General features: G+C 67.2%; 26 protein-coding genes. 13 read left to right on the top strand and 13 right to left on the bottom strand.

Annotated elements, in window-relative coordinates:
* Positions 1 to 5: 5 nt before the first annotated feature.
* Both LOS8367_RS05950 and LOS8367_RS05955 read right to left on the bottom strand, forming a co-directional pair.
* Positions 6 to 485: a formate dehydrogenase subunit gamma gene (locus LOS8367_RS05950; protein ID WP_085895578.1), complete on the bottom strand. Its 480-nt coding sequence runs from the start codon at positions 483 to 485 to the stop codon at positions 6 to 8.
* A gap of 93 nt (positions 486 to 578) precedes the next feature.
* Positions 579 to 1463: a LysR family transcriptional regulator gene (locus tag LOS8367_RS05955; protein WP_085895579.1), complete on the bottom strand. Its 885-nt coding sequence runs from the start codon at positions 1461 to 1463 to the stop codon at positions 579 to 581.
* Between the two features lie 524 nt (positions 1464 to 1987).
* Between LOS8367_RS05955 and LOS8367_RS05960 the strand changes: the two genes are divergently transcribed.
* The 5 genes from LOS8367_RS05960 to LOS8367_RS05980 all read left to right on the top strand — a co-directional run bounded on the left by LOS8367_RS05960 (position 1988) and on the right by LOS8367_RS05980 (position 7781).
* Positions 1988 to 3628: a peptide ABC transporter substrate-binding protein gene (locus tag LOS8367_RS05960; RefSeq protein ID WP_085895580.1), complete on the top strand. Its 1641-nt coding sequence runs from the start codon at positions 1988 to 1990 to the stop codon at positions 3626 to 3628.
* A 91-nt stretch (positions 3629 to 3719) separates the two neighbouring features.
* A complete protein-coding gene (oppB, locus tag LOS8367_RS05965) occupies positions 3720 to 4643 on the top strand; it encodes an oligopeptide ABC transporter permease OppB (RefSeq protein ID WP_085895581.1) in 924 nt (307 codons plus the stop codon).
* Positions 4644 to 4654: 11 nt separating this feature from the next.
* Positions 4655 to 5587, top strand: a complete 933-nt coding sequence (locus tag LOS8367_RS05970) for an ABC transporter permease subunit (RefSeq protein WP_085895582.1) — start codon at positions 4655 to 4657, stop codon at positions 5585 to 5587.
* Positions 5587 to 6561 carry an oligopeptide/dipeptide ABC transporter ATP-binding protein gene (locus LOS8367_RS05975; RefSeq protein ID WP_085895583.1) on the top strand — a complete coding sequence of 325 codons (975 nt, stop codon included), beginning with the start codon at positions 5587 to 5589 and terminating at the stop codon, positions 6559 to 6561. Before LOS8367_RS05970 ends, LOS8367_RS05975 begins: the two co-directional genes overlap by 1 nt.
* Entirely contained in the window at positions 6561 to 7781 is a 1221-nt protein-coding gene (locus LOS8367_RS05980) for an oligopeptide/dipeptide ABC transporter ATP-binding protein (RefSeq protein ID WP_242665515.1), read from the top strand. Before LOS8367_RS05975 ends, LOS8367_RS05980 begins: the two co-directional genes overlap by 1 nt.
* A gap of 253 nt (positions 7782 to 8034) precedes the next feature.
* Here LOS8367_RS05980 and LOS8367_RS05985 read toward each other — a convergent pair whose 3' ends face one another.
* The 7 genes from LOS8367_RS05985 to LOS8367_RS06015 all read right to left on the bottom strand — a co-directional run bounded on the left by LOS8367_RS05985 (position 8035) and on the right by LOS8367_RS06015 (position 14442).
* Complete coding sequence (locus tag LOS8367_RS05985; RefSeq protein WP_085895584.1) at positions 8035 to 8400, bottom strand: response regulator; 366 nt, start codon at positions 8398 to 8400, stop codon at positions 8035 to 8037.
* Entirely contained in the window at positions 8393 to 9424 is a 1032-nt protein-coding gene (locus tag LOS8367_RS05990; RefSeq protein ID WP_165761392.1) for a sensor histidine kinase, read from the bottom strand. The genes LOS8367_RS05985 and LOS8367_RS05990 overlap by 8 nt, the downstream gene beginning before the upstream one ends.
* A gap of 148 nt (positions 9425 to 9572) precedes the next feature.
* Complete coding sequence (gene rimO, locus LOS8367_RS05995) at positions 9573 to 10952, bottom strand: 30S ribosomal protein S12 methylthiotransferase RimO (RefSeq protein WP_085895585.1); 1380 nt, start codon at positions 10950 to 10952, stop codon at positions 9573 to 9575.
* Positions 10953 to 10971: 19 nt separating this feature from the next.
* Positions 10972 to 11817, bottom strand: a complete 846-nt coding sequence (locus LOS8367_RS06000) for a metal ABC transporter permease (protein ID WP_085895586.1) — start codon at positions 11815 to 11817, stop codon at positions 10972 to 10974.
* The gene (locus LOS8367_RS06005; protein ID WP_085895587.1) at positions 11814 to 12662 is read right to left on the bottom strand and encodes a metal ABC transporter permease; all 849 of its coding nucleotides are present in this window, start codon (positions 12660 to 12662) and stop codon (positions 11814 to 11816) included. Before LOS8367_RS06005 ends, LOS8367_RS06000 begins: the two co-directional genes overlap by 4 nt.
* Positions 12659 to 13555: a manganese/iron ABC transporter ATP-binding protein gene (locus tag LOS8367_RS06010; RefSeq protein WP_085895588.1), complete on the bottom strand. Its 897-nt coding sequence runs from the start codon at positions 13553 to 13555 to the stop codon at positions 12659 to 12661. The genes LOS8367_RS06005 and LOS8367_RS06010 overlap by 4 nt, the downstream gene beginning before the upstream one ends.
* Entirely contained in the window at positions 13555 to 14442 is an 888-nt protein-coding gene (locus LOS8367_RS06015) for a metal ABC transporter substrate-binding protein (protein WP_085895589.1), read from the bottom strand. Before LOS8367_RS06015 ends, LOS8367_RS06010 begins: the two co-directional genes overlap by 1 nt.
* A gap of 152 nt (positions 14443 to 14594) precedes the next feature.
* On the opposite strand from LOS8367_RS06015, the gene LOS8367_RS06020 reads away from it, so the two are divergent.
* Positions 14595 to 15128: a GrpB family protein gene (locus LOS8367_RS06020; protein ID WP_085895590.1), complete on the top strand. Its 534-nt coding sequence runs from the start codon at positions 14595 to 14597 to the stop codon at positions 15126 to 15128.
* A 66-nt stretch (positions 15129 to 15194) separates the two neighbouring features.
* Here LOS8367_RS06020 and LOS8367_RS06025 read toward each other — a convergent pair whose 3' ends face one another.
* Entirely contained in the window at positions 15195 to 15782 is a 588-nt protein-coding gene (locus LOS8367_RS06025; RefSeq protein WP_085895591.1) for a GcrA family cell cycle regulator, read from the bottom strand.
* Between the two features lie 177 nt (positions 15783 to 15959).
* Between LOS8367_RS06025 and LOS8367_RS06030 the strand changes: the two genes are divergently transcribed.
* Both LOS8367_RS06030 and LOS8367_RS06035 read left to right on the top strand, forming a co-directional pair.
* The gene (locus tag LOS8367_RS06030) at positions 15960 to 16763 is read left to right on the top strand and encodes an ABC transporter permease (RefSeq protein ID WP_085895592.1); all 804 of its coding nucleotides are present in this window, start codon (positions 15960 to 15962) and stop codon (positions 16761 to 16763) included.
* Complete coding sequence (locus tag LOS8367_RS06035) at positions 16760 to 17218, top strand: GNAT family N-acetyltransferase (protein WP_085895593.1); 459 nt, start codon at positions 16760 to 16762, stop codon at positions 17216 to 17218. The genes LOS8367_RS06030 and LOS8367_RS06035 overlap by 4 nt, the downstream gene beginning before the upstream one ends.
* Here the strand turns inward: LOS8367_RS06035 and LOS8367_RS06040 are convergent.
* Together LOS8367_RS06040 and LOS8367_RS06045 are read right to left on the bottom strand one after the other, a co-directional pair.
* Positions 17203 to 17994, bottom strand: coding sequence for an ABC transporter permease (locus tag LOS8367_RS06040; RefSeq protein WP_085895594.1), 792 nt, complete (start codon positions 17992 to 17994; stop codon positions 17203 to 17205). The two genes, LOS8367_RS06035 and LOS8367_RS06040, sit on opposite strands and share 16 nt — an antisense overlap.
* A complete protein-coding gene (locus tag LOS8367_RS06045; RefSeq protein WP_085895595.1) occupies positions 17991 to 18923 on the bottom strand; it encodes an ATP-binding cassette domain-containing protein in 933 nt (310 codons plus the stop codon). Before LOS8367_RS06045 ends, LOS8367_RS06040 begins: the two co-directional genes overlap by 4 nt.
* Before the next feature lie 254 nt (positions 18924 to 19177).
* Between LOS8367_RS06045 and LOS8367_RS06050 the strand changes: the two genes are divergently transcribed.
* The 5 genes from LOS8367_RS06050 (at position 19178) to LOS8367_RS06070 (ending at position 23125) form a co-directional block, all read left to right on the top strand.
* On the top strand, positions 19178 to 20362 hold the full coding sequence (locus LOS8367_RS06050) for an aspartate aminotransferase family protein (RefSeq protein ID WP_085895596.1): 1185 nt from the start codon (positions 19178 to 19180) through the stop codon (positions 20360 to 20362).
* The gene (locus LOS8367_RS06055; protein WP_085895597.1) at positions 20352 to 20852 is read left to right on the top strand and encodes a GNAT family N-acetyltransferase; all 501 of its coding nucleotides are present in this window, start codon (positions 20352 to 20354) and stop codon (positions 20850 to 20852) included. Before LOS8367_RS06050 ends, LOS8367_RS06055 begins: the two co-directional genes overlap by 11 nt.
* An 89-nt stretch (positions 20853 to 20941) precedes the next feature.
* Positions 20942 to 21868: an ornithine carbamoyltransferase gene (argF, locus tag LOS8367_RS06060; RefSeq protein ID WP_085895598.1), complete on the top strand. Its 927-nt coding sequence runs from the start codon at positions 20942 to 20944 to the stop codon at positions 21866 to 21868.
* Complete coding sequence (locus LOS8367_RS06065; protein WP_165761393.1) at positions 21865 to 22386, top strand: GNAT family N-acetyltransferase; 522 nt, start codon at positions 21865 to 21867, stop codon at positions 22384 to 22386. Before argF ends, LOS8367_RS06065 begins: the two co-directional genes overlap by 4 nt.
* 64 nt (positions 22387 to 22450) lie before the next feature.
* A complete protein-coding gene (locus tag LOS8367_RS06070) occupies positions 22451 to 23125 on the top strand; it encodes a haloacid dehalogenase type II (protein ID WP_165761394.1) in 675 nt (224 codons plus the stop codon).
* Between the two features lie 4 nt (positions 23126 to 23129).
* Here LOS8367_RS06070 and LOS8367_RS06075 read toward each other — a convergent pair whose 3' ends face one another.
* The gene (locus LOS8367_RS06075) at positions 23130 to 23576 is read right to left on the bottom strand and encodes an NUDIX hydrolase (protein ID WP_242665516.1); all 447 of its coding nucleotides are present in this window, start codon (positions 23574 to 23576) and stop codon (positions 23130 to 23132) included.
* Positions 23577 to 23580: the final 4 nt, after the last annotated feature.

The raw sequence follows: 23580 nt of genomic DNA on the forward strand, positions 1-23580 counted from the left end.
CTTGCTCATGCGCCGACCTCCGAGAGCAGGGTTTCGAGCCGCTTCTCGTCGACGCGGGCCACGACGCGACCGTCGATCATCGCGGCAGGGCCGGTGGCGCAGAGGCCGAGGCAATACACGGGCTCCAGCGTCACGCCGCCATCGGCGGTGGTGCCGTGCCAGTCGACGCCAAGCCGGGCCTTGGCCGCGGCTTCGACGCCATGGCCGCCACGGGCCTGGCAGGCCTCGGCGCGGCAGATCTTGACCATGTGGCGGCCCGCCGGCTCCTCGCGGAAATCATGGTAGAAGCTGACCACGCCATGCACCTCGGCGCGGCTGATGTTCAGCCCTTCGGCGATGATCGGCAGCGCCTCCGGCGGCACGTAGCCCCATTCGGCCTGCACCGCGTGCAGGATCGGCAGCAGCGGCCCCTCAAGTTGCGCGTGATCGGAGAGAATCGCGCCAAGGCGCGTCTCCAGATCGACGGGGGCTGGCGGTGTCGGCATTGGCTGGCTCCTCCTCGAGTCGTCCGCGCATACAACTGCATGCTCACGCCCCGGATCAATATCGCTGTTCCGTGCCGCGATAGAGAAATCCTATCATAACTTGTCGAAGCGCCGAGCCTCGGCGAGCAGGGCCGAGAGCAGCGGCGTGTGCGGCTCGCGCCAAGGCGCGATCAGCCCGATCTCATGCGCGGCATCGGGGGCGGTCAGGGGGCGGGCGACCAGCGGCTGCCCTTCCAGAAAGATCGCCGCGCCGCGCTCGGGCAGGATCGTCACCCAGCCGGTGGCAAGCACGTGGCTGATCAGCACGATGGTCGAGTTGGTCTCGACCTTGGGCGCAACCTCGACGCCAGCGGCCCGCAGATGCCCGGCGATGATCCGGCGGTTCTGCATGTCAGGGGTGAGCAGGCACAGCTCGACCTGCGCCAGATCGCCCCAGCGCAGCCTGTCGCGATCGGCCAGCGGTGCGTCGGCGCGCATCACCGCGACATAGCGCTCGGTATAAAGCGGCACGGTGACGACCCGGCCCAGCGGCTCGTTATCGAGATAGCCGATCCCGGCATCCGCCTCGTGATCTTCGATCGCCGCCAGAAGCTGGGTGGTGGTGGCCGAGCGTATGGAGAAGCGCATTCTCGGATGCGCGGCCGAAAAGCGCGAGGTGAGTTGCGCCACCGCGCCCAGTGCCGTCGGGATGACCGCGAGCCGCAGCACGCCGGTAAGCCCCTCACGCGCAGCGCGCAGTTCCTCCTTCATGCCCTTCACGTCGCCCGAAATGCGCCTCGCCCAGTCGAGCACGCGCTCGCCCTCGGGCGTCAGCCCCTGAAATCGCGAGCCCCGCCGCACAAGCATCACCCCGAGCTGATCCTCGAGCTGGCGGATCGCGGCTGAAAGGGTGGGCTGCGTCACACCCATCGCTTCGGCCGCACGGCCGAAATGCCGGGCCTTGGCAAGCGCCAGGAACGCCTCGAGCCGCTCGATCATCGCAAGCTCCCCGTGCCGTGGCGAAGCGGCCCCATGACCCCGAACCTGTCGGTCCCGGAAACCGCCTGTCGGGCCGGACAGGATGTCGTTCCGTGCGGCACATGCCGCGCTTCCATTGCCCGTACGAAATCCGGGGCGGAGTCGGTCGGATAGCATGTCATCTGGCGTGTTCTCCCGCCTCGGAACTAGCGCTAAGGGAGGGCTGTGACGAGAGCCGGCAGATTTTTGCTATCCGTGATTGATCACAATTTCCGGACGCGGGCACGGGAAATGAAACGTGAAGTTGCCCTGCGCTCGGGTTCGCTCGACATGATCTGTACGAAAGCGGCGGGATTTTCGCCATAAGGTTGCTCATCTTGCCTGACCTTGGGGAAATTCGGCGAGTCTGCTGTCGCATGGTCATGCCGCGAATAGTCTTGCATTGCAGGGCCTATCGCAAAAGGATCGTGCCACAACCACGCCCGCAAAGGGCGGACGTCCATCCGGCGCGGCCTCACCCGCGCCTTTTACACAGGGATGATCTAATGACCTTGAAGACCCGCCTTCTCGCCGGTGCGGCGCTGATCGCCATGGCTGGCGTCGCCCATGCCGAAAGCCACGCGATGATGGAGCACCCCGAGACCGGGGAGAAGCTCGCCGCCGACCAGAGCTTCACCTACCGCGTGCTCGACGAATTCCCGTCGATCGACCCGAACCTGATCGAGGACGTCGAGGGCAGCCATATCGGCCGCAACCTGTTCGAAGGCCTGATGAACCAGGACGAGAAGGGCGACGTGGTGCCCGGCGTGGCCACCGGCTACGAGGTCTCCGAGGATGGCCTGACCTACACCTTCACCCTGCGTGACGACGCCAAGTGGTCGAATGGCGAGCCGGTGACCGCGAACGACTTCGTCTATTCCTGGCAGCGCGCCGCCGACCCGGCGACCGCCTCCGAGTACCAGTGGTACATGGGCCTGATGAAGATCGCCAATGTCGACGAGGTAATCGCGGGCGACATGGAGCCGTCCGAGCTCGGCGTTAAGGCGATCGACGACCACACCCTTGAGGTGACCTTGTCGCAGCGTCTGCCCTACTTCCCGCAGATGGTGACGCACACCACCACCTTCCCGGTGCCGAAGGCGACCATCGAAGAGCATGGCGACGCCTGGACCCAGCCCGGCAACATGGTGTCGAACGGCGCCTACGTGCTCGAGGACCGCGTCCCGCAGGAGTACATCACGCTCAAGAAGAACCCGGAATACTGGGACGCCGAGAACGTCATCATTGAAGAGGTGAAGGCGCTCATTATCAACGACGAGAACCAGGCGCTGACCCGCTATCTCGCCGGCGAGTTCGACCAGACCGACGTGCCCGCGGGCCAGTTCCCGCGCCTCGCCGAGGAGCACCCGACCGAGGCGGTCTCGGTGCCGAACCTGTGCACCTACTACTACAACCTGAACGTCTCCGAGAGCGGCCCCGAGGCACTCAAGGACCCGAAGGTGCGCGAGGCGCTCTATCTCGCCATCGATCGTGACGTGATCGTCGAGAACGTCGTCGCCGGTGGCCAGAAACCGGCCTACACGCTGACCCACTGGGCCACCGCGGGCTTCGAGGTTCCCTCGGTCGAGGCGGCACAGATGAGCCAGCAGGAGCGCAACGAGCGCGCCAAGGAGCTCTTCGCCGAGGCCGGCTATGGCGAAGGCGGCGAGTCGCTCTCCTTCGACCTGCTCTACAACACCTCCGAGTCGCACAAGCAGGTCGCGACCGCGATCGGCCAGATGTGGAAGCAGACCTTGGGCGTCGACATCTCGATGGCCAACATGGAGTGGCAGACCTTCCTCGAAGAGCGCCACAACAAGAACTACGAGATCGCCCGTGCCGGCTGGTGCGCCGACTACAACGAGGCCTCGTCGTTCCTCGACATCATGGACTCGGGTTCGTCCTACAACGACTCCGGCTTCAACAACGCCGATTACGACGGGCTGCTGGCCGAGGCGAAGACCGCCGAGGATCCGCTGCCGCTCTACACCCAGGCCGAGGAGATCCTGACGCAGGAATTCCCGATCCTGCCGATCTACCACTACGCCACCGTGTTCATGATGGATGACACCATCAAGGGCTACCCGCTCGAGAACGCGCAGGACAACTGGTACGCCAAGGACCTCTACCGCGTCGCGGAAGAGTAAATCCTGATGTGACGACAACCGCGCCCCCTGGCCGTTGCGCCGGGGGGCGCGATCCATTTCCGCAGGCTGCGGAAACGAGGTATCATCCCCCATGCTGAACTACGTTCTCAGGCGCGTCGCCGTCGCGATCCCGACGATCCTGCTGCTTGTCGTGATCTCCTTCGTGCTGATGTATGCCGCCCCCGGCGGCCCCTTCAATTCCGAACGCCCGCTGCCCGCGCAGGTCATGGCCAATATCGAGGCGCGCTACGGGCTCGATCAGCCCTATTGGAAGCAGATGGCGAACTACGTCTGGAACGTGGTCGTGCATTTCGACTTCGGCCCCTCGTTCCAGTACCGCGACCGCACCGTCAACGACGTGATCGCCCAAGGCTTCCCGGTGACGCTCACCTACGGGTTCTGGAGCTTCATCGTCGCCCTCGTGGTCGGCGTCGCGCTCGGCGTCGCCGCGGCGATCCGGCACAATTCCTGGCTCGACTACCTCGCCGTCGGCATCTCGATCGGCGCGCAGGTGCTGCCCAATTTCGTCATGGCGCCGATTCTGGTGCTGGTCTTCACGCTGTGGCTCGGCTGGCTGCCCGGCGGCGGCTGGCAGGGCGGGCAGATCGAGTACCTGATCCTGCCGGTTATCGCGCTGTCGACCTCCTACATGGCCTCGATCGCCCGGATCACCCGCTCATCGATGCTCGAGGTGCTCAATGCCGGCTTCATCCGCACGGCGCGGGCCAAGGGCCTGCCGACCAGTCGGATCATCTGGAAGCACGCGATGAAGCCCACCATGCTGCCGGTGCTCAGCTATCTCGGGCCTGCCTTCGTCGGCATGATCACCGGCTCGGTGATCATCGACGTGTTCTTCTCGACCGGCGGCATCGGCCAGTTCTTCGTCAACTCCGCCTTCAACCGCGACTACTCGGTCATCATGGGGATCACCATCCTCGTCGGTGTGCTGACGGTCACGTTCAACCTCGTGGTCGACCTGCTCTACGCGTGGATCGATCCGAAGATCCGCTACTGAGGAGGGGTCCCATGTCGCTCAATCCCGATCCCGACACCGCCGACCGCCTGCTCGCTGCGCAGGCCGCCGCCGAGGTCAAGGGCCGCTCGCTGTGGAAGGATGCGCGCCAGCGCTTCATGCGCAACCGCGCCGCCGTGGCCGGTCTCGTGGCGCTGGTGCTGATCTGCATCTTCGCCTTCTTCGGCGGGTTTCTCGCCCAGTACGAACCCGACTACGTCGATTTCTCGCTGATCGGCTCCAACGCCACGCAGGGCGTGCCCTCCTTCGAGACCGGGCATTACTTCGGCACCGACAGCTCGGGCCGCGACCTCTATGCGCGCACCGTGCAGGGCACCCGGATCTCGCTTCTCGTCGGCATCGTCGGCGCCGGCGTCGCGGTGATCGTCGGCACGCTCTACGGCGCCATCGCGGGCTACAAGGGCGGGCGCACCGACGGCGCGATGATGCGCACGGTCGATATCCTGATGTCGGTGCCTTACATGTTCGTGCTGATCCTGATGCTGGTGATCTTCGGCCGCTCGATCCTGATGCTGTTCATCGGCATCGGCCTGATCTCGTGGCTCGACATGTCGCGCATCGCCCGCGGCCAGACCTTGACAATCAAGGGCAAGGAGTTCGTCGAGGCAGCGCATGCCACCGGCGTGCGGCCGATGACGATCATCCTGCGCCACATCGTGCCGAACCTCCTGGGCCTCGTCATCGTCTACGCCACGCTGCTCGTGCCGCAGATGATCATCACCGAGAGCTTCATCAGCTTCCTAGGTCTCGGCATCCAGGAGCCGAACACCTCGCTCGGGGCGCTGATCTCGAACGGTGCCAGCAACATGCAGTACGGCGTGATCTGGCAGCTTGCCTTCCCGCTCTTCTTCTTCGTCATCACCCTCTTCGCCTTCTTCTTCGTCGGCGACGGTCTGCGTGATGCACTCGACCCCAAGGATCGCTGATGGCCCTGCTCGACATCGAAGACCTGCGCGTCACCTTCACCACCGGCGATGGCGAGGTGAACGCCGTCAACGGCGTATCCTTCTCGGTGGAGGAGGGCGAGACCCTTGCCATCGTCGGCGAGAGCGGCTCGGGCAAGAGCCAGACCGCCTTTGCCGCAATGGGCCTCCTGGCGCGCAACGGGCGCGCCACGGGCCAGATCCGCTATGACGGCCGCAACCTGCTGGAGCTGAAGCAGAAGGAGCTGAACCGGGTCCGGTCCGAGGAGATCGGCATGATCTTCCAGGACCCGATGACCTCGCTCAATCCCTACATGCGGATTTCCGAGCAGATGGCCGAGGTGCTGACCCTGCACAAGGGGATGACCAAGCGCGACGCGATCGCCGAGGCCACGAAGATGCTCGACGCGGTCAAGATCCCCGACGCCAAGAACCGCATCACCATGTTCCCGCACGAGTTCTCGGGCGGGATGCGGCAGCGGATCATGATCGCGATGGCACTGCTGTGCCAGCCGCGGCTCCTGATCGCCGACGAGCCGACCACCGCGCTCGATGTGACGGTGCAGGCGCAGATCATGGAGCTGATGGCCGAGATCCGGCAGGAATTCGGCACCGCGATCATCCTGATCACCCATGATCTCGGCATCGTCGCCGACACCTGCGAGCGTACGCTCGTCATGTATGGCGGCCAGATCATGGAGACCGGCCCGACCGACACGCTGTTCGAACGGCCGACCCATCCCTACACGCTGGGCCTGCTGCGCGCCGTGCCGCGCATCGACCGCGACGACGAGACGCTCTCGACCATCGCGGGCGAGCCGCCGGACATGTCGCGGCTGCCCAAGGGCTGCCCCTTCACGCCGCGCTGCGCCTGGGCGCATGGGCCGTGCCCGACGGTGCGCCCCGAACTGCTGCCTGCCGAAGGCTATCCCGAACTGCGCCGCGCCTGCCATGCCCCCGTCGAGGAGGTGAAGTGATGACCGATCCCAAGGACGACAAGTTCACCGAGGCCACGGGCCGCGACGAGGCCGGCGATCCGATCCCCGCCGCGCCCCCGGCCTCCGGCACGCCGGTGGCGACGCCGCCATCACCTGCGCCGGCCGAGGTGGCGCACAAGGACGCGCAGGTTGCGAAGCGGGCCGGCAATGGCGGTCGCCCCGACCGCACCGGCCAGCTCGCTGCGCCGATCCTGCGGGTGGAGGACCTGCGCGTGGCCTTCGACATCCGCCCGCGTGGCGCCTGGCCCTGGACGCCGTCGAAGAAGCTGCACGCCGTCGGCGGCATCAGCTTCGACCTCGCGCCGGGGGAAAGCCTCGGCGTGGTGGGCGAGAGCGGCTCGGGCAAGTCGACGCTGGCGCGCGCCATCGTCGGCACCATCGCCTCGACAGGCGGCCGCATCGAGTTCGAGGGCCAGGACCTCGCCTCGATGTCCGAGCGTCAGCGCCGCGTCCACCGCAAGGACGTGCAGATGGTGTTCCAGGACCCCCTCGCCGCGCTCAACCCGCGCATGACGGTGGGCGACATCATCGCCGAGCCGCTGGTCACCCACGAGCCCAAGACGCCCCGCAAGGAGGTCCGCCGCCGGGTGGCCGAGCTGATGGAGCGGGTGGGGCTGCTGCCGAACCTCGTGAACCGTTACCCGCACGAGTTCTCGGGCGGCCAGTGCCAGCGCATCGGCATCGCCCGCGCGCTGATCCTCAAGCCCAAGCTGCTGATCTGCGACGAGCCTGTCTCGGCGCTCGACGTGTCGGTGCAGGCGCAGGTGGTGAACCTCCTGAAGGAACTGCAGCGCGACATGGGGCTGGCGATGATCTTCATCGCGCATGATCTCTCTGTCGTGAAGCACATCTCCGACCGGATCGTGGTGATGTATCTGGGCCGGGTGATGGAGGTGGCGAAGTCCAAGGCGCTGACCACCAGCCCCGAGCACCCCTATACGCAGGCGCTCATCGCGAGCGTGCCGATCCCCGACCCGGTGCTGGAGCGAAAGCGCCAGCGCCCGGTGCTCGGCGGCGAGCTGCCTTCGCCGATGAACCCACCCTCGGGCTGCGTGTTCCGCACCCGCTGCCCCAAGGCGCATCCCGATTGCGCCGAGGGCCTGCCGCCGATGCTCGACCTGGGCGACGGCCACCGCGTGGCCTGTCCCTATCACGAAGAGCCCAGCGTGCTCGATTCCGCGCGGCAGATGGCGGGCTGATCGACATACCGGCCGGTCCCTTGCGGGGCCGGTCGGGATTCCGCGTCGATGTTGGAGCTGGCTAAGGGCAGGGAAGGTCTTGCCCATCGCGGTGGCATATGGCGGCTAGGCTCGGGGAGCGGGACCGAGAGCTGCATCGAGTCCAGTTGTCAGTCTTGGAAGATGTGAGACGTTGCAGTCGCCCCACGGGCGAGGCGCAGGTGGTGCGCCGCCGCGTCGGACCAGCACTGGGTCAATGCCGGGCCGTCGGCGCTCAGGTCCCGATGACCGCCCGCGCGGCGGCCAGAAGTTGGCCGGGATCGTAGGGCTTTTGCACGCAAGGGTGCTCGGCATAGCTGCCCGCAAGGCCGGCCGAGGCGTAGCCGGTGGCGAAGATGAAGGGGATCTTGCGCTCTTCGAGCAGCTCGGCCACCGGATAGCTCGTCTCGTTGCCAAGATTCACGTCGAGGATCGCCACGTCGAGATCGCTCTCCTCGGCGGCGCGCAGCGCCTCGCTGAGCCGCATCGCCACCGTGACCCGGCAGCCGGCCTCGCTGAGCACGTCCTCGCCCAGCATCGCAACGATGCATTCGTCCTCAACCAGAAGCACCCGCACGCCGGTAAGCTCTCCGCTACCCATGTCCGGCCCCGGCGGATGGCTCCAACGCGACGGGGTCGGGCAGCTGCGGCAGCAGCATGTCGATCCGGCAGACCAGCCCTTCGGGGCGGAAATCGACATGCGCCTCGCCGCCGAATTCCATCGCCACCTGTCGCTCGATCAGCCGCAGTCCGAAGCCCCTCGACGCGGGCGGGGCGATCAGCGGACCGCCACGCTCGGTCCAGCGCAGCGCCAGATGCGTGCGACCTTCCTCAGCGGGCTCCGCGGTCCATTCAAGCGCGACCTCGCCATCGGGCTGGCTGAGCGACCCGTATTTCAATGCGTTGGTACCCAGCTCGTGCAGCGCCATCGAGAGGCTCACCGCTGCCTTGGGGTGAACATCGAGATCCTCGCCGGTCACGAAGATCCGCCCCGGCGCGGTCATCTCGACGGCGGCATCGGCGATGCCCTGCAGCGAGGCGCCCGCCCATGCGGTTTCGGTCAGCACGTTATGCGCACGCGACAGGGTGGTCAGCCGACCCGAGAAGCGCTCGAAAGTCTCGGGATCGGTGCCCTTGAAGGTCTGCCAGGCGATCGACTGGACGGTGGCGAGGGTGTTCTTGACCCGGTGGTTCAGCTCGTTGACCAGAAGCCGCTGCCGTTCCTGGGCGCGCTTCTCCTCGGAGATGTCGCGCACCTCGATGATCGTGCCGATGGTCTGGCTTTCCTCGTCGCGGATCGGGCTGGCGGTGAAGCCGACCGGGTAGAAATGCCCGTCCCGGTGGACGAAGACCTCCTCGCCCTGGGTCTGGTTGTGCTCGGGGAAGGCGCGGTCGATGGCACATTCATGCAGCGGAAACGGAGTGCCGTCAGGATAGGTATGGTGGATGATGTCGTGCAGCGGTTTGTCGAGCGCGACGACCTCCTCCAACGTCCAGCCGGTCAGCAGCTCTGCGGCGCGGTTCATGTAGATGCATTGCTGCCGGTCATCCATCAGGAAGATCGAGACGCTGGCGTTGTTGAGCACGGCGTGCAGCCGCCGCTGGGCATCGTCGAGAGGGCGCATTTGAGAGGATTGCAGCAAGGTTCGAGTTCTCCGACGAAAGCGCCACCCGACCGAGGATGCCACTTAGGGGCGATCACGGCCAGCGGCCATTTTCCGACCATCTAGTGTTCGACGCAGGGCGGCAACACCGCCCATGCGTCACATGTCTTCAACTCCCGATCATCCTGCCCCAGAGATCATATTCACCGGCCTCGTCGACCTTCACGGTGAGCATGTCGCCCGGCTTGAGGATCTCGTGACCCTCGTCGATGAACAGGTTTCCGTCGATCTCGGGCGCGTCGGCCATGGTGCGGCAGGTCGCGGCCTCCTCGTCGACCTCGTCGACGATGACCTGCAGGTGCTGGCCCACCTTGGCTTCGAGCTTGGCTTCGGAAATTGCCTGCGCCTTCTGCATGAAGCGCTCCCAGCGCTCCTGCTTGACCTCTTCGGGCACGTGGTCCGGCAAGTCGTTCGACCGGGCCCCCGCGACGTTCTCATATTTGAAGCAGCCGACCCGGTCGAGCTGCGCCTCGTCGAGCCAGTCGAGCATGTAGTCGAACTCGGCCTCGGTCTCGCCGGGGTAGCCGACGATGAAGGTCGAGCGCAGGGTGATGTCGGGTGCGATCGACCGCCACGCCGCGATCTCGTCGAGCGTCTTCGCGGAGGCCGCGGGGCGCGCCATGCGCTTGAGCACGTCGGGGTGCCCATGCTGGAACGGGATGTCGAGATAGGGCAGCAGGCCGGAGTTCGGATCGGCCATCAGCGGGATCAGGTCGCGCACATGCGGGTAGGGGTAGACGTAGTGCAGCCGCACCCAGGCCCCGAGGCTCCCGAGATCGCGCGCCAGATCGGTGATATGGGCGCGGTGGCCCCGATCCTCGGCGTGGCGGATGTCGAGGCCATAGGCGCTCGTGTCCTGGCTGATCACCAGAAGCTCGCGCACCCCTGCCTCCACGAGCTTTTCGGCCTCGCGCATCACCGCATGGGCCGGGCGCGACTGCAGCCGGCCCCGCATGTCGGGGATGATGCAGAACTTGCACTTGTGATTGCAGCCCTCGGAAATCTTCAGATAGCTGAAATGCCGCGGCGTGAGCGAGATGCCGCGTGCGGGCAGCAGGTCCACGAAGGGATCGGGGCTGGGCGGCACCGCGCCATGCACCGCGTCGAGCACCTGCTCGTATTGATGCGGGCCAGTGACGGCCAGCACTTTCGGGTGGGCGCCGGTGATGTAGTCGGGCTCGGCGCCGAGGCAGCCGGTGACGATCACCTTGCCGTTCTCGTTCAACGCCTCGCCGATCGCGTCGAGGCTCTCGGCCTTGGCGCTGTCGAGAAAGCCGCAGGTGTTGACGATCACCGCGTCCGCCCCGGCGTAGTCGGGGCTGATCGCGTAGCCTTCGGCCCTGAGCCGCGTGAGGATGCGCTCGCTGTCCACGAGCGCCTTGGGGCAGCCGAGCGAGACCATGCCGATGGTCGGCTGGCCGGGGCGGGCGACATCGGTGAAGCGCGCCTTGGGGGCGAGGTCGGGTCGGAGATCGGGAGGATTCTGCATCCGCGCGATCTAATGGCTCTCAGCCCGTCTGGGAAGCCCTTCCGTTCTCGGCACGGCGGATCGTGATCGACTTCCAGGCAAAGGCCATCACGAAGATCAGCGTAAGGCCGAGGATGATCGTCGGCGCGGGAGCGCTGTCGATCCAGAAGCTCGCATAGACCCCACCCCAAGTGGCGAGGAGCGTCACCGCCACTGCGACCATCAGCATCGTGCCGAAGCGGCGTGTGACAAGGAACGCGATGGCGCCCGGCGCGATCAGGAGGCCGATGGCGAGGATGATGCCGACCGCCGAAAGCGTGCTCACGATGGTCAGCGACAGGAGCGCCAGCAGCCCATAGTGAAAAAGCCCCACCGGCATTCCCAGCGCACGCGCATGAGCTGCGTCGAATGCATGCAGCATCAGGTCGCGCCAGCGCGCCAGAAGCGCGAGGCTCACCAGCCCGCCGACGATTCCCGCGGTCCAAAGATCCTGCGCGTCGATGCCGAGCATGTTGCCGAACAGGATGTGGTCGAGATGCACTTCGCTCTCGATCCAAGTGTAGAGCACGAGGCCTACGCCGAACATGCCGGAGAACACGACACCCATCACTGTGTCCTGCTTGATCCGGCTGTGATCGGTGAGAAAGCCTGTCAGCAGCGCGCAGGACATGCCCGCGACGAAGGCCCCGATCAGCAGGGGGATGTTCAGGATGTAGGCCAGCACCACGCCGGGCAGCACCGCGTGGCTCACTGCGTCGCCCATCAGCGACCAGCCCTTGAGCACCAAAAAGCACGACAGCAGCGCGCAGGGCACGGCGATCAGCCCGCCGATCACAAAGGCATCGCGCATGAAGTCGAGCTGGAACGGAAGCAGCCAGTCGCTCATAGCGCCGCCCTCGCGCGGGCCCGTGCCGCGAGCCAGCCATGCTTGGGCGCGAAGACGAAGACGAGCAGGAAGATGAGCGTCTGCAACGTGATGATCACGCCGCCCGTGGCCCCGTCGAGGAAGAAGGAGGCATAGGCGCCGGTGAAGCTGGTGAGGCTCCCCAGCATCACGGCAATGACGATCAGCCGCGGGAAGCGGTCGGTGAGCAGGTAGGCCGTGGCGCCGGGCGTCACCACCATGGCGATGACGAGAAATGCGCCCACGGTCTGCAGTGCCGCCACGCAGGCCGCCGAAAGCAGCACGAAGAACACGAAGCGCAGCATGCCGGGGCGCAGGCCCACGGAGCGCGCATGCGTCTCGTCGAAGAAGGCGACCATCAGGTCCTTCCATTTCAGGAGCAGCACCACGAGGCAGACCGCGCCGATGATGGCGAGCTGGAGCGTGTCCTCCGGCGTGATGGCGAGGATGTTGCCAAGGATGATGGTCTGCACGTCCACCGGCGTCGGCGAGACCGAGACCATGAACAGCCCCAGCCCGAAGAAGCCGGTGAAGATCAGGCCGATCACCGTGTCTTCCTTGAGGCCGGTGCGCTGGTTGAGGAACAGCATCGCCGCCGCCGCCAGCCCGCCCGAGAGGAACGCGCCTAGCGCGAAGGGCAGGCCCAGCATGTAGGCCCCCGCGACGCCCGGCACGATGGAGTGCGAGAGCGCGTCGCCAATCAGCGACCAGCCCTTGAGCATCAGATAGGCCGAGAGAAAGGCGCAGACCGCGCCGACGAGGGCCGACACCCACATCGCGTTGAGCATATAGCCATAGGTGAAGGGCAGGGTGAGCGTTTCGATCATCTCTCGCCCCCGTTGCTGCCGCCGGTCTGCTGGCGGTCGTCGTAGAACACCAGCGGGCGTTCATCATCCGAGAGGATGCGCAGCTTGCGGGCATCCTCGTCCTGATGCAGCTCGGCGCCGCCCAGCACGAAATGCCGCAGCACGCCGCCGAAGGCGCGCTCGAGATTGTCGCGGGTGAACACCTCGCGCGTCGGGCCATGCGCGAGAACCGTGCCCTTCACCAGCACGGTGCGGTCGCAGAACTCGGGCACGCTCCCGAGGTTGTGAGTCGAGACCAGCATCACCCGACCCTCGTCGCGCAACTCGCGCAGCAGGCGGATGATCGCCTCCTCGGTCTGCACGTCGACGCCGGTGAAGGGCTCGTCGAGCAGGATCACCCGCCCATCCTGCGCCAGCGCGCGGGCAAGGAAGACCCGCTTGCGCTGGCCGCCTGACAGCTCGCCGATCTGGCGATGCCGGAAATCGGTCATGCCGACCCGCTCCAGCGCCGAGGTGACGGCGGCGTGGTCGGCCGCGCGCGGCCGGCGCAGGAAGCCCATGCGCCCGTAGCGACCCATCATCACCACGTCCTCGACCAGCACCGGAAAGGTCCAGTCGACCTCCTCGGCCTGCGGCACATAGGCGACGAGGCCGGATTTAAGCGCCTGTTTCACCGGTTGCCCGAGGATCGAGATCGAGCCCCGCGCCAGCGGCAGGAAACCCATGATCGCCTTGAACAGGGTGGACTTGCCCGCGCCGTTGACCCCGACCAGCGCCGAGATCGTGCCGACGGGCAGCGCGAAGCTGGCCTCGCGCAGCGCCGTGACGCCGTTGCGGTAGGAGACGGTGACACCCTCGGCGGAAATGCCGGCGCCCGCGCCTTGCGCGTGCTCGGGATAGGCGCGGGCATCCATCACTCGCCTCCGTTCAGGCCATCGGCGATGGTTTCGGTGGTGACGCGCAGCAGGTCAAGATAACTCGGCACTGGGCCGTCCGGCTCGGACAGCGAGTCGACGTAGAGTTCGCCGCCATAGATCGCGCCCGTTTCACGTGCGACCTGCTTTGCCGGGTCGGTGTTGACCGTGCTTTCGCAGAACACCGCCGGGATCTCGTGCTCGCGCACCCCGTCGATCACCTTGCGCACCTGCTGCGGCGTGCCGGTGGCGTCGGCATTGATCGGCCACAGATAGAGCTCGTTCAGCCCGAGGTCGCGGGCGAGATAGCTGAACGCCCCCTCGCAGGAGACCAGCCAGCGCTTTTCCTCGGGGACCTTCTCGATCTCGGCGCGCAGCGGCTCGATCATCGCGGCAATCTCGGCCTTGTAGGCCTCGGCGTTGGCGGCATAGGTCTCGGCGTTCTCGGGATCGGCCTTGCTCAGGGCGTCGCGGATGTTGTCGACATAGATCGCGGCGCTGTCGGGGCTCATCCAGGCATGCGGGTTGGGCTTGCCCTCATATTCGCCGCCCGAGATCGAGATCGGCTCGATGCCCTCGGAGATCACGGCGGCGGGCCGGTCGCCCGCATTGTCGAGAAATTGCTCGAACCACAGTTCGAGGTTCAGCCCGTTCCACAGCACGAGATCGGCATCGCGTACGCCGAGAATGTCGCGCGGCGTGGGCTGGTAGTTGTGGATCTCCGCGCCGGGCTTGGTGATCGACACCACCTCGGCGGCATCGCCCGCGACATTGCGGGCCATGTCGGCGATCACGGTGAAGCTGGTCGCCACCTTGAGCTTGTCCTGCGCGGTGGCGGGCAGGGCCAGCACCGAGAGGCCGAGGGCGAGAAGGGGCAGGGGGCGCATGTAGGTCTCCGGATTGACTAGAACTCTGCCACCGAGAAGATGCGAACCATTCGCAAGAAGTCAACTGGATTGCGAATAATTCTCAACTAACTCGGCGGCGCCTTGCTGTGAGGTAGCGTTGCAGCGGGGCGCGGCCGCCGCTAGGCACGGGCATGCGAGATCTCATCATGCCCCATGACCCGAACTGGTCCGCCGCTTTCGCCGCCGAGGCTCGGGCGGTTCAGGCGGTGCTGGCCGAAATGGTCATTGCTCTGCACCATATCGGCAGCACGGCCATACCCGGAATTCCGTCGAAACCGGTGATTGACATGTTGGGTGTGGTACCGGAACTCGGACAGCTGGATCAGCGAACGGCCGAGCTGCGTGCGTTGGGCTACGTGGCGATGGGCGCCTACGGCATCGAAGGCCGCCGCTACTTTCTCAAGAAGGATGCAGCCGGGCGGCACACCTTTCACCTGCACATCTATTCGGAAGGTTCGGCCCATATCGAGCGGCATCTCGCGTTCCGCGATTACCTGCGACAGCACCCGGAGCGAGCCGCCGCCTATGGCGCGCTCAAGCTACGGCTGACGAATGGCGGGGTGCGATCCCGCGAAGCCTATCAGGACGGCAAGGCCCCGTTCATCATGCAGACCGAAAGGATGGCGCTGGACTGGTACCGCCGACCATCGAAGACCGCCGGATAGCCGTGGCCGCATGAAGAAAGGGGCCGCGCGGTGGCGGCCCCTTGGCGTCTCTCGATTGCGAGGAACTCAGCGCCGGCGGTCGCGGCGCGAGGACATCGGCTGGAAGGCGACGCCGACATGCGCTTCGCAATAGGGTTTGCCCTGCTGGGTCGGCAGGCCGCAGAACCAGAAATTGTCGGTCGCGGGATCGCCCACCGGCCATTTGCAGGTCTTCTCGGTCAGCTCCATCAGCGTCAGCTTCTTGGCGCCCTTCTCCACCTCGGAGACCTTGGCGAGCGCCTCGGGACTGATCTCGTTGGCCGAGGGCTGCGGCGGCAGCGGTTGACCCGCAGGGATGATGGCACGGCGCGCGGCGCTCATCGGGATCGGCGTGTCGTCCTCTTCTTCCTTCGCGGGCTCGGGCGCGGCGGCCTGCGGCGCGGGCTCTGGGCGCGACGGGGCCGCCGGCTGGGCCGGGGCCGCGGGGGCGGCCTGCGGGGCGGCCGGGGTGGGCTGCGGCGCCACGCCGGTGCGGTTCGACAGGCCCAGGCGGTGCACCTTGCCGATCACGGCGTTGCGCGTCACGCCCCCGAGTTCCTTGGCGATCTGGCTCGCCGACTGGCCCTCGTTCCACATTTTCTTGAGCGTCTCGACGCGCTCGTCGGTCCAGGACATGCAATGCCTCCGATCGGTTGGGCGGTGGCCCGCCGTTTCAGTTGCGACGTGCCGATTTACACAGCCACGCGCCGCAGTTCAACCCGGCGCGCGCAGCCCGGTGGCCGGCATCGCCCGCGTTGCGGCCTTGCCACCGCGCATGTGACGGCTACAACCCGGGCCCTAGGAGGTGCGCAAATGAGCATCGATACAGACCAGGGCATCCGCCGCTTCGGCCGGTTCAACAGGCTGGGCACCGCCACGCTCGCCATCCGCGAGATCCGCCGTTTCCTCAATGTCTGGGCGCAGACGGTGATGGCGCCGCTGATCAACGCGGCGCTGTTCCTGCTGATCTTCACCATCGCCATCGGGCCGCGACGCGGCGACGTGATGGGGGTGGAGTTCCTGCATTTCCTGGCGCCGGGCCTGTTGATGATGACGGTGATCCAGCAGGCCTTCGCCAACACCTCGTCTTCCCTCGCCTCGGCCAAGGTGCAGGGCAACATCGTCGACACGCTGATGGCGCCGCTCTCCTCGGCCGAGGTGCTGGCGGGCTATGTCGCGGGATCGGTGGCGCGCGGCCTGATCGTTGCTACGGTGATCGCCACGGGCGTCTGGCTGTTTCTCGGCGTCGGTCTCGCGCATCCGCTCTGGGCTCTGGCCTTCTGGGTGCTGGGGTCGATCTTCATGGGCGCGCTGGGCCTGATCGCCGGGATCTACGCGCAGAAATTCGACCAGCTGGCGGCGATCACAAATTTCCTCGTGACCCCGCTCGCTTTCCTGTCCGGCACCTTCTACTCGATCGACGCATTGCCGGGATTCCTGCAGACGCTGAGCCACGCCAACCCGTTCTTCTACCTGATCGACGGGGCGCGCTACGGCATGATCGGCGTCTCCGACAGCTCGCCGGTTCTCGGCCTCGGCATCGCACTGGTCTCCTGCATGGTGGTTCTCGGCCTGGCCTGGGCCTGGCTCGAGAAGGGCTACAGGCTCAAACCATGAAGCTGCGCGACGCCGTCCCGGCCGATTTCGAGCGCCTTGCCGTCGGGCTGCCGCCCCAGGGGCTGAAGCTGCCGGAGACCGGGCTGGTCACCGTGACCACCGCGATGCTGATCGCCCGGCGCTGCGAGGACCTGCGAGCAGCGCAGGGCTGGGGCACGTGCCTGATTACCGAGGGCGACCTCATGGTCGGCTTCGTGGTTTCGAAGCTGCCCGACCCGGCGGGCCATGCCGAGTTCGGCTATGCGGTGTCACCGGCCCAGCGCGGTCGCGGCATAGCCGGCGCGGCGGTCGGCGCCTTCATCGAACGCGCGCTGGACGAGGGGCTCGTGGCGCTTCTCGCCGAAACCGACCCGGGCAATGCCGGCTCGATCCGGGTGCTGGAGCGCAACCTGTTCACCCCCGTGCCCTCGCCGCGTCCCGAGCGGCTGCGCTGGCGGCGCTACCTGCGGCGGTAGAGCGCAAGCGTCAGCGGCGCCAGAAGCGCGGTCAGGATCGCCGGGCCGAGCAGCGCGAGGCCGATCTCCCCGAGCGTCGCCGTACCCGCCATCAGCGCCCGCATCGCCGTGGTCATCAGAGAGACCGGGTTCACCGCCACGAAGGCCTGCAGCCAGCCCGGCATGGTCACGGGGTCGACCATGATGTTCGAGGCGAAGGTCACCGGAAACAGCACCGCGAAGCCCAGCGTCATCACCGTCATCGGCGTGCGCACAACGAGTCCCAGCACGATGAAGATCCAGCCCCAGCCGAAGCCGATCGCCAGCAGCAGCGCGAATGAGGCAAGGATGCCCGTCAGCCCCGCCTCGGGGCGGTAGCCCAATGCCAAGCCGATGCCGAGGATGATCGCGCCCGCGATGGAGTGGCGCAGCATGTCGCCCACCATCAGCCCGGCAAAGGGGGCCAGCGACCAGATCGGCAGGCTTCGGAACCGGTCGAACAGCCCCTTGGAGAGATCCGTGGACAGCCCCATCCCGGAATAGACGGTGTTGAACACGGTGGTCTGCACGAGGATGCCGGGAATGAACCATTGCAGATAGGCGGTGGACGACCCGGCCAGCGCGCCGCCGAAGATGAAGGTGAAGAGCAGCGTGAACATGATCGGCGTCATGACGAGGTCGAACAACTGCTCGGGCACGTGGCGGAACTTGAGCACCGCGCGCCATGCGAAGGTCAGCGCCGTCGAGGCGGGCGAGGGGGCGGCGGGGCGCGGGCCGCGGGGCAGGGGGATGCTCATGCGGCTTCCTTTCCGGTCAGGGCGAAGAACACCTCGTCGAGGCTCGGCGCGCCGAGCGAGAATTCTACGAGCCGGATCCCCGCTTCCGACAGCCGTGCCAGATGCGCCGCCGCCTCGGCGTCATCGGTGACCGGCACCGAGAGGCGCGCCCCCTCCGGGTCGGCCTGCGCCGTCTCGCCGAGAATGCCCAGCGCGATCGCGCGGTTGCCCGGATCTAGCGGCGTGACATGCAGCACGCCCGACCCGGTCTGCGCCTTCAACTCGCGGCTGGTGCCCTCGGCGATCTTGCGGCCGTGGTCGATCACCGCGATGCGGCCCGCGAGCTGATCGGCCTCTTCGAGATACTGCGTGGTGAGCAGGATCGTCACCCCTTCGGCAGAAAGCCCCCGGATCAGCCGCCAGACCCCGGCGCGGGCCGAAGGGTCAAGCCCGGTGGTCGGCTCGTCGAGAAACAGCACGCCCGGCGTCACGATCAGCGATGCGGCGATGTCGAGGCGGCGCCGCATCCCGCCCGAGTAGTCCTTGACCTGCTTCTTGGCCGCCTCCGCGAGGTCGAACGCCGCCAGAAGCTCGCCGGCCCGCGCCTTGGCCGCGCGCCAGCCGAACCCCCAGAGCCGGGCCAGCATCACCAGATTCTCGCGCCCCGTCAGATCCTCGTCGAGCGAGGCGAATTGCCCGGTCATGGCGATCGCGGCGCGGACCCTCTCCGGATGCTCCGCGAGATCATGACCCATCACCTGCGCGGTGCCCGCATCGGGCCGGGTCAGCGTGGCGAGCATCCGCAGCAGCGTGGTCTTGCCGGCGCCATTGGGACCGAGAATGGCGAAGATCATGCCGCGCGGCACGTCGAGATCGATGCCGTCCACCGCCCTGAGATCGCCGAAGCTGCGCCGCAGCCCGCGCGCGCGGATCGCGAGATCGTCCTGCATGCGATACCTCCCTCGTCTTTCGGCGAAGGCTAGCATGCCCGCGCGGGGGCGGCGCCGTTTTCCTCTTTCCGTCCCGGTATTCCTCGCCTAACGTCGCGCGCATGACGCAGATCGCCGCCTTTGCCGCCGCCCGACGCCGACGCTGAAGCTCATTCGCTTCGCGACGCGGCTCATTTTGCGTCCCGCTTCCCCCACGACAATTGACTTGCCCCTGCCGCTGCGGCACCAACGGGGCCTCTTGAAGGACCATTGCCATGATCCCCTCGATCCTGCCAACCTACAACCGCGCGCCCCTGTCCTTCGTGAAGGGCGAGGGCGTCTGGCTGCAGACCGAGGACGGGCGGCGATATCTCGATCTCGGCGCCGGCATCGCCGTCAACGCGCTGGGCCATGCGAACCCCGATCTCGTGGACGCGCTGACCACCCAGGCGAACGCGCTGTGGCACGTCTCGAACCTCTACCAGATCCCGGCGCAGCAGCGGCTCGCCGACGCGCTGGTCGAGAACAGCTTTGCCGACACCTGCTTCTTCACCAATTCGGGCACCGAAGCGATGGAGCTCGCGGTGAAGATGGCGCGCAGGTACTGGCACGAGAAGGGCGAGCCGCAGCGCACGCGCATCCTCACCTTCGAAGGCGCGTTCCATGGCCGCTCCTCGGCGGCGATCGCCGCCGTCGGCACCGAGAAAATGACAAAGGGCTTCGGCCCGCTGCTGCCGGGCTTCACCCAGCTGCCCTGGGGCGATCACGATGCCCTGCGCGAGGCCGCGGCGCAGGCGGATGTCGGCGCGATCCTGATCGAGCCGGTGCAGGGCGAGGGCGGCATCCGGCCGGTGCCCGACCAATGTCTGAAGGGGCTGCGCGACCTGTGCGACGACATCGGCGCGCTGCTGATTTTCGACGAGGTGCAGTGCGGCATGGGCCGGACCGGCCGCCTCTTCGCCCATGAATGGGCTGGTATGACCCCGGACATCATGATGGTTGCCAAGGGCATCGGCGGCGGCTTTCCCCTGGGCGCGGTGCTGGCCACCGAAGCGGCGGCATCGGCGATGACCGCCGGCACACATGGCTCGACCTATGGCGGCAACCCCCTGGCCTGCGCGGTCGGCGCGAAGGTGATGGAGATCGTCGCCGATCAGGGGTTTCTCGAAGGGGTGCGGGCACGGGCCGGGCGGCTGCGCCAAGGCCTCGAAGGCCTCGTGGCGGCGCATCCCGAAGTGTTCGAAGGCGTGCGCGGCACCGGGCTGATGCTCGGGCTGAAATGCAAGGCAGCCCCCGCCGATCTGGTGCAGGCGGGCTATGCCGAGGGCGTGCTCACCGTGCCCGCTGCCGACAATGTGGTGCGGCTGCTGCCACCCCTGAATATCACCGAGGCCGAGATCGACGAGGCCCTGGCGCGGCTCGACCGGGCGGCGGGGCGGATCGGGTCCGATGCCGGCTGAATATCGCTTCAGGCCGCTGGTCGCCTCGGACCGGCGGCTGTTCGACCGCTGGCTGGCGGAGCCGCATATCGACGGCTGGTGGGGCGACGCCGCCACCGAATGGGCCGAGATCGAGCGCGACTGGGCCGAGGGCAACACCGGCACCGACATGCGCATCGTCGAGCACCGGGCGCATCCCTTCGCATATGTCCAGGATTACGACGTCCATTTCTACGACATGCCGCATTACGCGCATCTGAAAAAGCGCGCGCGCGGCATGGACGCCTTCCTCGGCGATCCGGCCTATCTCGGCCGCGGCCATGGCGCGGCCTTCCTGCGCGCCCGCGCGCTGCAACTGATCGCGGCGGGCGCGCCTCTGGTCGCGGTCGATCCCGCGCCCGACAACACCCGCGCCATCGCGGCCTATCTGCGCGCCGGCTTCGCCGGCGACACGATCCTGCCCTGCGAGGACGGCACGCCGATCCGGCTGATGCTGCTCGAGCCGGCATGATTTCATCTTTCCTCAAATACGCCGGGGGGAGTCGCGCAAGCGACGGGGGGCAGCGCCCCCCCCTCCGCCATCCGACCCGGGAGACCGACATGACCCATTTCCTCGACATCCTGCCCACTCCCACGGACGATCTGCGCACGATGATCGACCATGCCCGCGCCATGAAGGATGCGCGCGGGGGCCGCCCGAAGGGCATGTGCGACGACGAAAAGCCGCTCGACGGACGCATGGTGGCGCTGATCTTCGAAAAGCCCTCGACCCGCACGCGGGTGAGCTTCGATGTCGGCGTGCGCCAGATGGGCGGCCAGACCATGGTGCTGTCCGGCGCCGACATGCAACTCGGCCACGGCGAGACCATCGCCGACACGGCCCGGGTGCTGTCGCGCTATGTCGACCTGATCATGATCCGGACCTTCGAGGAACAGACCCTGCTGGAGATGGCCGAGAACGCTACGGTCCCGGTGATCAACGGCCTGACCAACCGCACCCATCCGTGCCAGATCATGGCCGATATCATGACCTTCGAAGAGCATCGCGGCCCGATCAAGGGGCGCCGGGTGGTCTGGTCGGGCGACGGCAACAACGTCTTCGCGAGCTTCGCCCATGCGAGCGCCCGGTTCGGCTTCGATCTCGTCTTTACCGGCCCGAAGCCGCTTGACCCCGATCCCGAGATCCTCGCGGCGTGCAGGGAGGCAGGCGCCAATATCGAGATCGTTCGCGACCCGATGGCGGCGGTCGAAGGTGCGGATCTCGTGGTCACCGACACCTGGGTGTCGATGCACGATCCGCAATCGGCGAAGGAGCGGCGTCACAACCAGCTGCGCGGCTACCAGGTCAATGCCGAGTTGATGGGCCGGGCCAAGCCCGACGCGCTGTTCATGCATTGCCTGCCCGCGCATCGCGACGACGAGGCGACGAGCGAGGTGATGGACGGACCAAACTCGGTGATCTTCGACGAGGCCGAGAACCGGCTGCACGCGCAAAAGGCGGTGATGCGTTGGTGCCTGGGCGCGTGACGCCCGAATTTCGCCTAGAGCCGCTCGAGATCGAGGACGCCGAGGCGCTGGCGGCGTTCGAGATGGCCAGCAGCGACTGGTTCGAGCGCGAGGTGCCGCCGCGCCCTGCGGGCTATTTCGATCCCGAGACGCTGCGCGGGTTCCTGCGCGAGCTGCTGGAGGGGCCGGAGGCCGGGCGGGACCGGTTCTATCTGGTCCGCAGCCCCGGGGGCGAGATCATGGGGCGGGTCAATCTTACCGGCCTTACCGAGACGCCCGAGGGGCTGTGCGCTGAGGTCGGCTACCGGATCGGCCCCGACCATGCGGGACGGGGTCTCGCCAAGGCGGCGCTGGCGGCGGCGATCGCGCTGGCGCGGGATGCTGGGATCGCGCGCCTAGAAGCGAAGGTGGCCACCCGCAACGCCGCCTCGATCCGGGTGCTCGAGGCCAATGGCTTCACGCCCACCGGACGCGACCTGCCGCCGGCCGAGCTGCGCGGCGTGCCGCTGCAGCTCCTGCACTACGCCCGCGCCATCTGAGCGCCACGGGAACGCGGCCCGGCGGCCCGCGTTGGCCCCGGACGCACTGCCCGGAGACCGCCCCATGACCCGCCCCGACGCCATCGCCTTCGACGCGGTGGAAACCCTGTTCTCCCTCGAAAGCCTGCGGCCGCGTATCGAAGCGGCGGGGCTTCCTGGCCACACCTTGGAGACGTGGTTCGCGCAGATGCTGCGTGATGCCTTCGCACTCTGCGCGCTCGACATCTACAAGCCGTTTCGCGAGATCGCGGAAGCCACGCTCGACGCGATGATGAAAGCGCAAGCAATCGAGGGGCGCGACACCAAGATCGAGGCGATCCTTTCGGGCTTTACCGAACTCGACGCCGAACCCGACGTGCTGCCCGCCATGCAGCGGCTGAAACGCGACGGCCTGCCGGTCGCCATCCTTACCAACGGCAGCGAAAAGGTCGCCCGCGCGCTGGTCGAGCGCAACGGGCTGTCGGATTTCGTGGGCCAGGTGATCTCGGTCGACGAGCCGGGCCGCTGGAAGCCCGCCGCACAGGTCTATCACCACGCCGCCGCGCGGATCGACGTCGCGCCCGAGCGGCTTGCCCTTGTCGCGGCGCATGGCTGGGACGTGCAGGGCGCGCGGAGCGCCGGGCTGATCACCGGCTACGTCGCCCGGAGCGGCCGGCCGCGCAGCGCCGTGATGGCCCCCGCCGATGCCGAGGGAGAGACGCTGATGCAGGTGATCGACCGGCTGATCGGCGCGCGCTGAGCTCTCACATCTCGCGCAGGATCTCGCGCAGCCCGTCCTCGGTGACCAGCCGCGCCGCCACCTTGGCCGGGACCCAGCGGCGGTCGCGTCGCTTCACCTCGGGATAATCGTCGAGCACGGTCTTGGCCTTGACCTCGAAGACGCGGGTGACGCAGATCTCCTCGTCGCCATGCTTCGACAGCTTGACCGCGACGAAGGTGCCGACCGGCTTGCGCTTGACCTTGCCCTCGCGCACCCCGGCCTCCTCCCAGGCCTCGACGAGGGCGGCGTCACTGTCGCGCATGCCCTCGATCGGCCAGCCCTTGGGCAGGATCCAACGCCCCTCGGATGAGGTGACGAGAAGCACCTCGCGACCCTTCTTGCCCTTGCGATGGCACAGGGCAGCAAGCTGCCGGTGGATTGGGGTGGTGTAACTGCCGGACATCTCGCCCGGAAGGTCCTTGGGGGTCATAAGG

This window comes from Limimaricola soesokkakensis, from assembly GCF_900172345.1.
GTDB classification, from domain to species: domain Bacteria; phylum Pseudomonadota; class Alphaproteobacteria; order Rhodobacterales; family Rhodobacteraceae; genus Limimaricola; species Limimaricola soesokkakensis.

Excerpts from the sequence above, each read along its gene's own strand:
- LOS8367_RS05950 (WP_085895578.1), bottom strand. The coding sequence starts at position 485 with ATGCCGACACCGCCAGCCCCCGTCGATCTGGAGACGCGCCTTGGCGCG.
- LOS8367_RS05955 (WP_085895579.1), bottom strand. The coding sequence starts at position 1,463 with ATGATCGAGCGGCTCGAGGCGTTCCTGGCGCTTGCCAAGGCCCGGCAT.
- LOS8367_RS05960 (WP_085895580.1), top strand. The coding sequence starts at position 1,988 with ATGACCTTGAAGACCCGCCTTCTCGCCGGTGCGGCGCTGATCGCCATG.
- oppB (WP_085895581.1), top strand. The coding sequence starts at position 3,720 with ATGCTGAACTACGTTCTCAGGCGCGTCGCCGTCGCGATCCCGACGATC.
- LOS8367_RS05970 (WP_085895582.1), top strand. The coding sequence starts at position 4,655 with ATGTCGCTCAATCCCGATCCCGACACCGCCGACCGCCTGCTCGCTGCG.
- LOS8367_RS05975 (WP_085895583.1), top strand. The coding sequence starts at position 5,587 with ATGGCCCTGCTCGACATCGAAGACCTGCGCGTCACCTTCACCACCGGC.
- LOS8367_RS05980 (WP_242665515.1), top strand. The coding sequence starts at position 6,561 with ATGACCGATCCCAAGGACGACAAGTTCACCGAGGCCACGGGCCGCGAC.
- LOS8367_RS05985 (WP_085895584.1), bottom strand. The coding sequence starts at position 8,400 with ATGGGTAGCGGAGAGCTTACCGGCGTGCGGGTGCTTCTGGTTGAGGAC.
- LOS8367_RS05990 (WP_165761392.1), bottom strand. The coding sequence starts at position 9,424 with ATGCGCCCTCTCGACGATGCCCAGCGGCGGCTGCACGCCGTGCTCAAC.
- rimO (WP_085895585.1), bottom strand. The coding sequence starts at position 10,952 with ATGCAGAATCCTCCCGATCTCCGACCCGACCTCGCCCCCAAGGCGCGC.
- LOS8367_RS06000 (WP_085895586.1), bottom strand. The coding sequence starts at position 11,817 with ATGAGCGACTGGCTGCTTCCGTTCCAGCTCGACTTCATGCGCGATGCC.
- LOS8367_RS06005 (WP_085895587.1), bottom strand. The coding sequence starts at position 12,662 with ATGATCGAAACGCTCACCCTGCCCTTCACCTATGGCTATATGCTCAAC.
- LOS8367_RS06010 (WP_085895588.1), bottom strand. The coding sequence starts at position 13,555 with ATGGATGCCCGCGCCTATCCCGAGCACGCGCAAGGCGCGGGCGCCGGC.
- LOS8367_RS06015 (WP_085895589.1), bottom strand. The coding sequence starts at position 14,442 with ATGCGCCCCCTGCCCCTTCTCGCCCTCGGCCTCTCGGTGCTGGCCCTG.
- LOS8367_RS06020 (WP_085895590.1), top strand. The coding sequence starts at position 14,595 with ATGCGAGATCTCATCATGCCCCATGACCCGAACTGGTCCGCCGCTTTC.
- LOS8367_RS06025 (WP_085895591.1), bottom strand. The coding sequence starts at position 15,782 with ATGTCCTGGACCGACGAGCGCGTCGAGACGCTCAAGAAAATGTGGAAC.
- LOS8367_RS06030 (WP_085895592.1), top strand. The coding sequence starts at position 15,960 with ATGAGCATCGATACAGACCAGGGCATCCGCCGCTTCGGCCGGTTCAAC.
- LOS8367_RS06035 (WP_085895593.1), top strand. The coding sequence starts at position 16,760 with ATGAAGCTGCGCGACGCCGTCCCGGCCGATTTCGAGCGCCTTGCCGTC.
- LOS8367_RS06040 (WP_085895594.1), bottom strand. The coding sequence starts at position 17,994 with ATGAGCATCCCCCTGCCCCGCGGCCCGCGCCCCGCCGCCCCCTCGCCC.
- LOS8367_RS06045 (WP_085895595.1), bottom strand. The coding sequence starts at position 18,923 with ATGCAGGACGATCTCGCGATCCGCGCGCGCGGGCTGCGGCGCAGCTTC.
- LOS8367_RS06050 (WP_085895596.1), top strand. The coding sequence starts at position 19,178 with ATGATCCCCTCGATCCTGCCAACCTACAACCGCGCGCCCCTGTCCTTC.
- LOS8367_RS06055 (WP_085895597.1), top strand. The coding sequence starts at position 20,352 with ATGCCGGCTGAATATCGCTTCAGGCCGCTGGTCGCCTCGGACCGGCGG.
- argF (WP_085895598.1), top strand. The coding sequence starts at position 20,942 with ATGACCCATTTCCTCGACATCCTGCCCACTCCCACGGACGATCTGCGC.
- LOS8367_RS06070 (WP_165761394.1), top strand. The coding sequence starts at position 22,451 with ATGACCCGCCCCGACGCCATCGCCTTCGACGCGGTGGAAACCCTGTTC.
- LOS8367_RS06075 (WP_242665516.1), bottom strand. The coding sequence starts at position 23,576 with ATGACCCCCAAGGACCTTCCGGGCGAGATGTCCGGCAGTTACACCACC.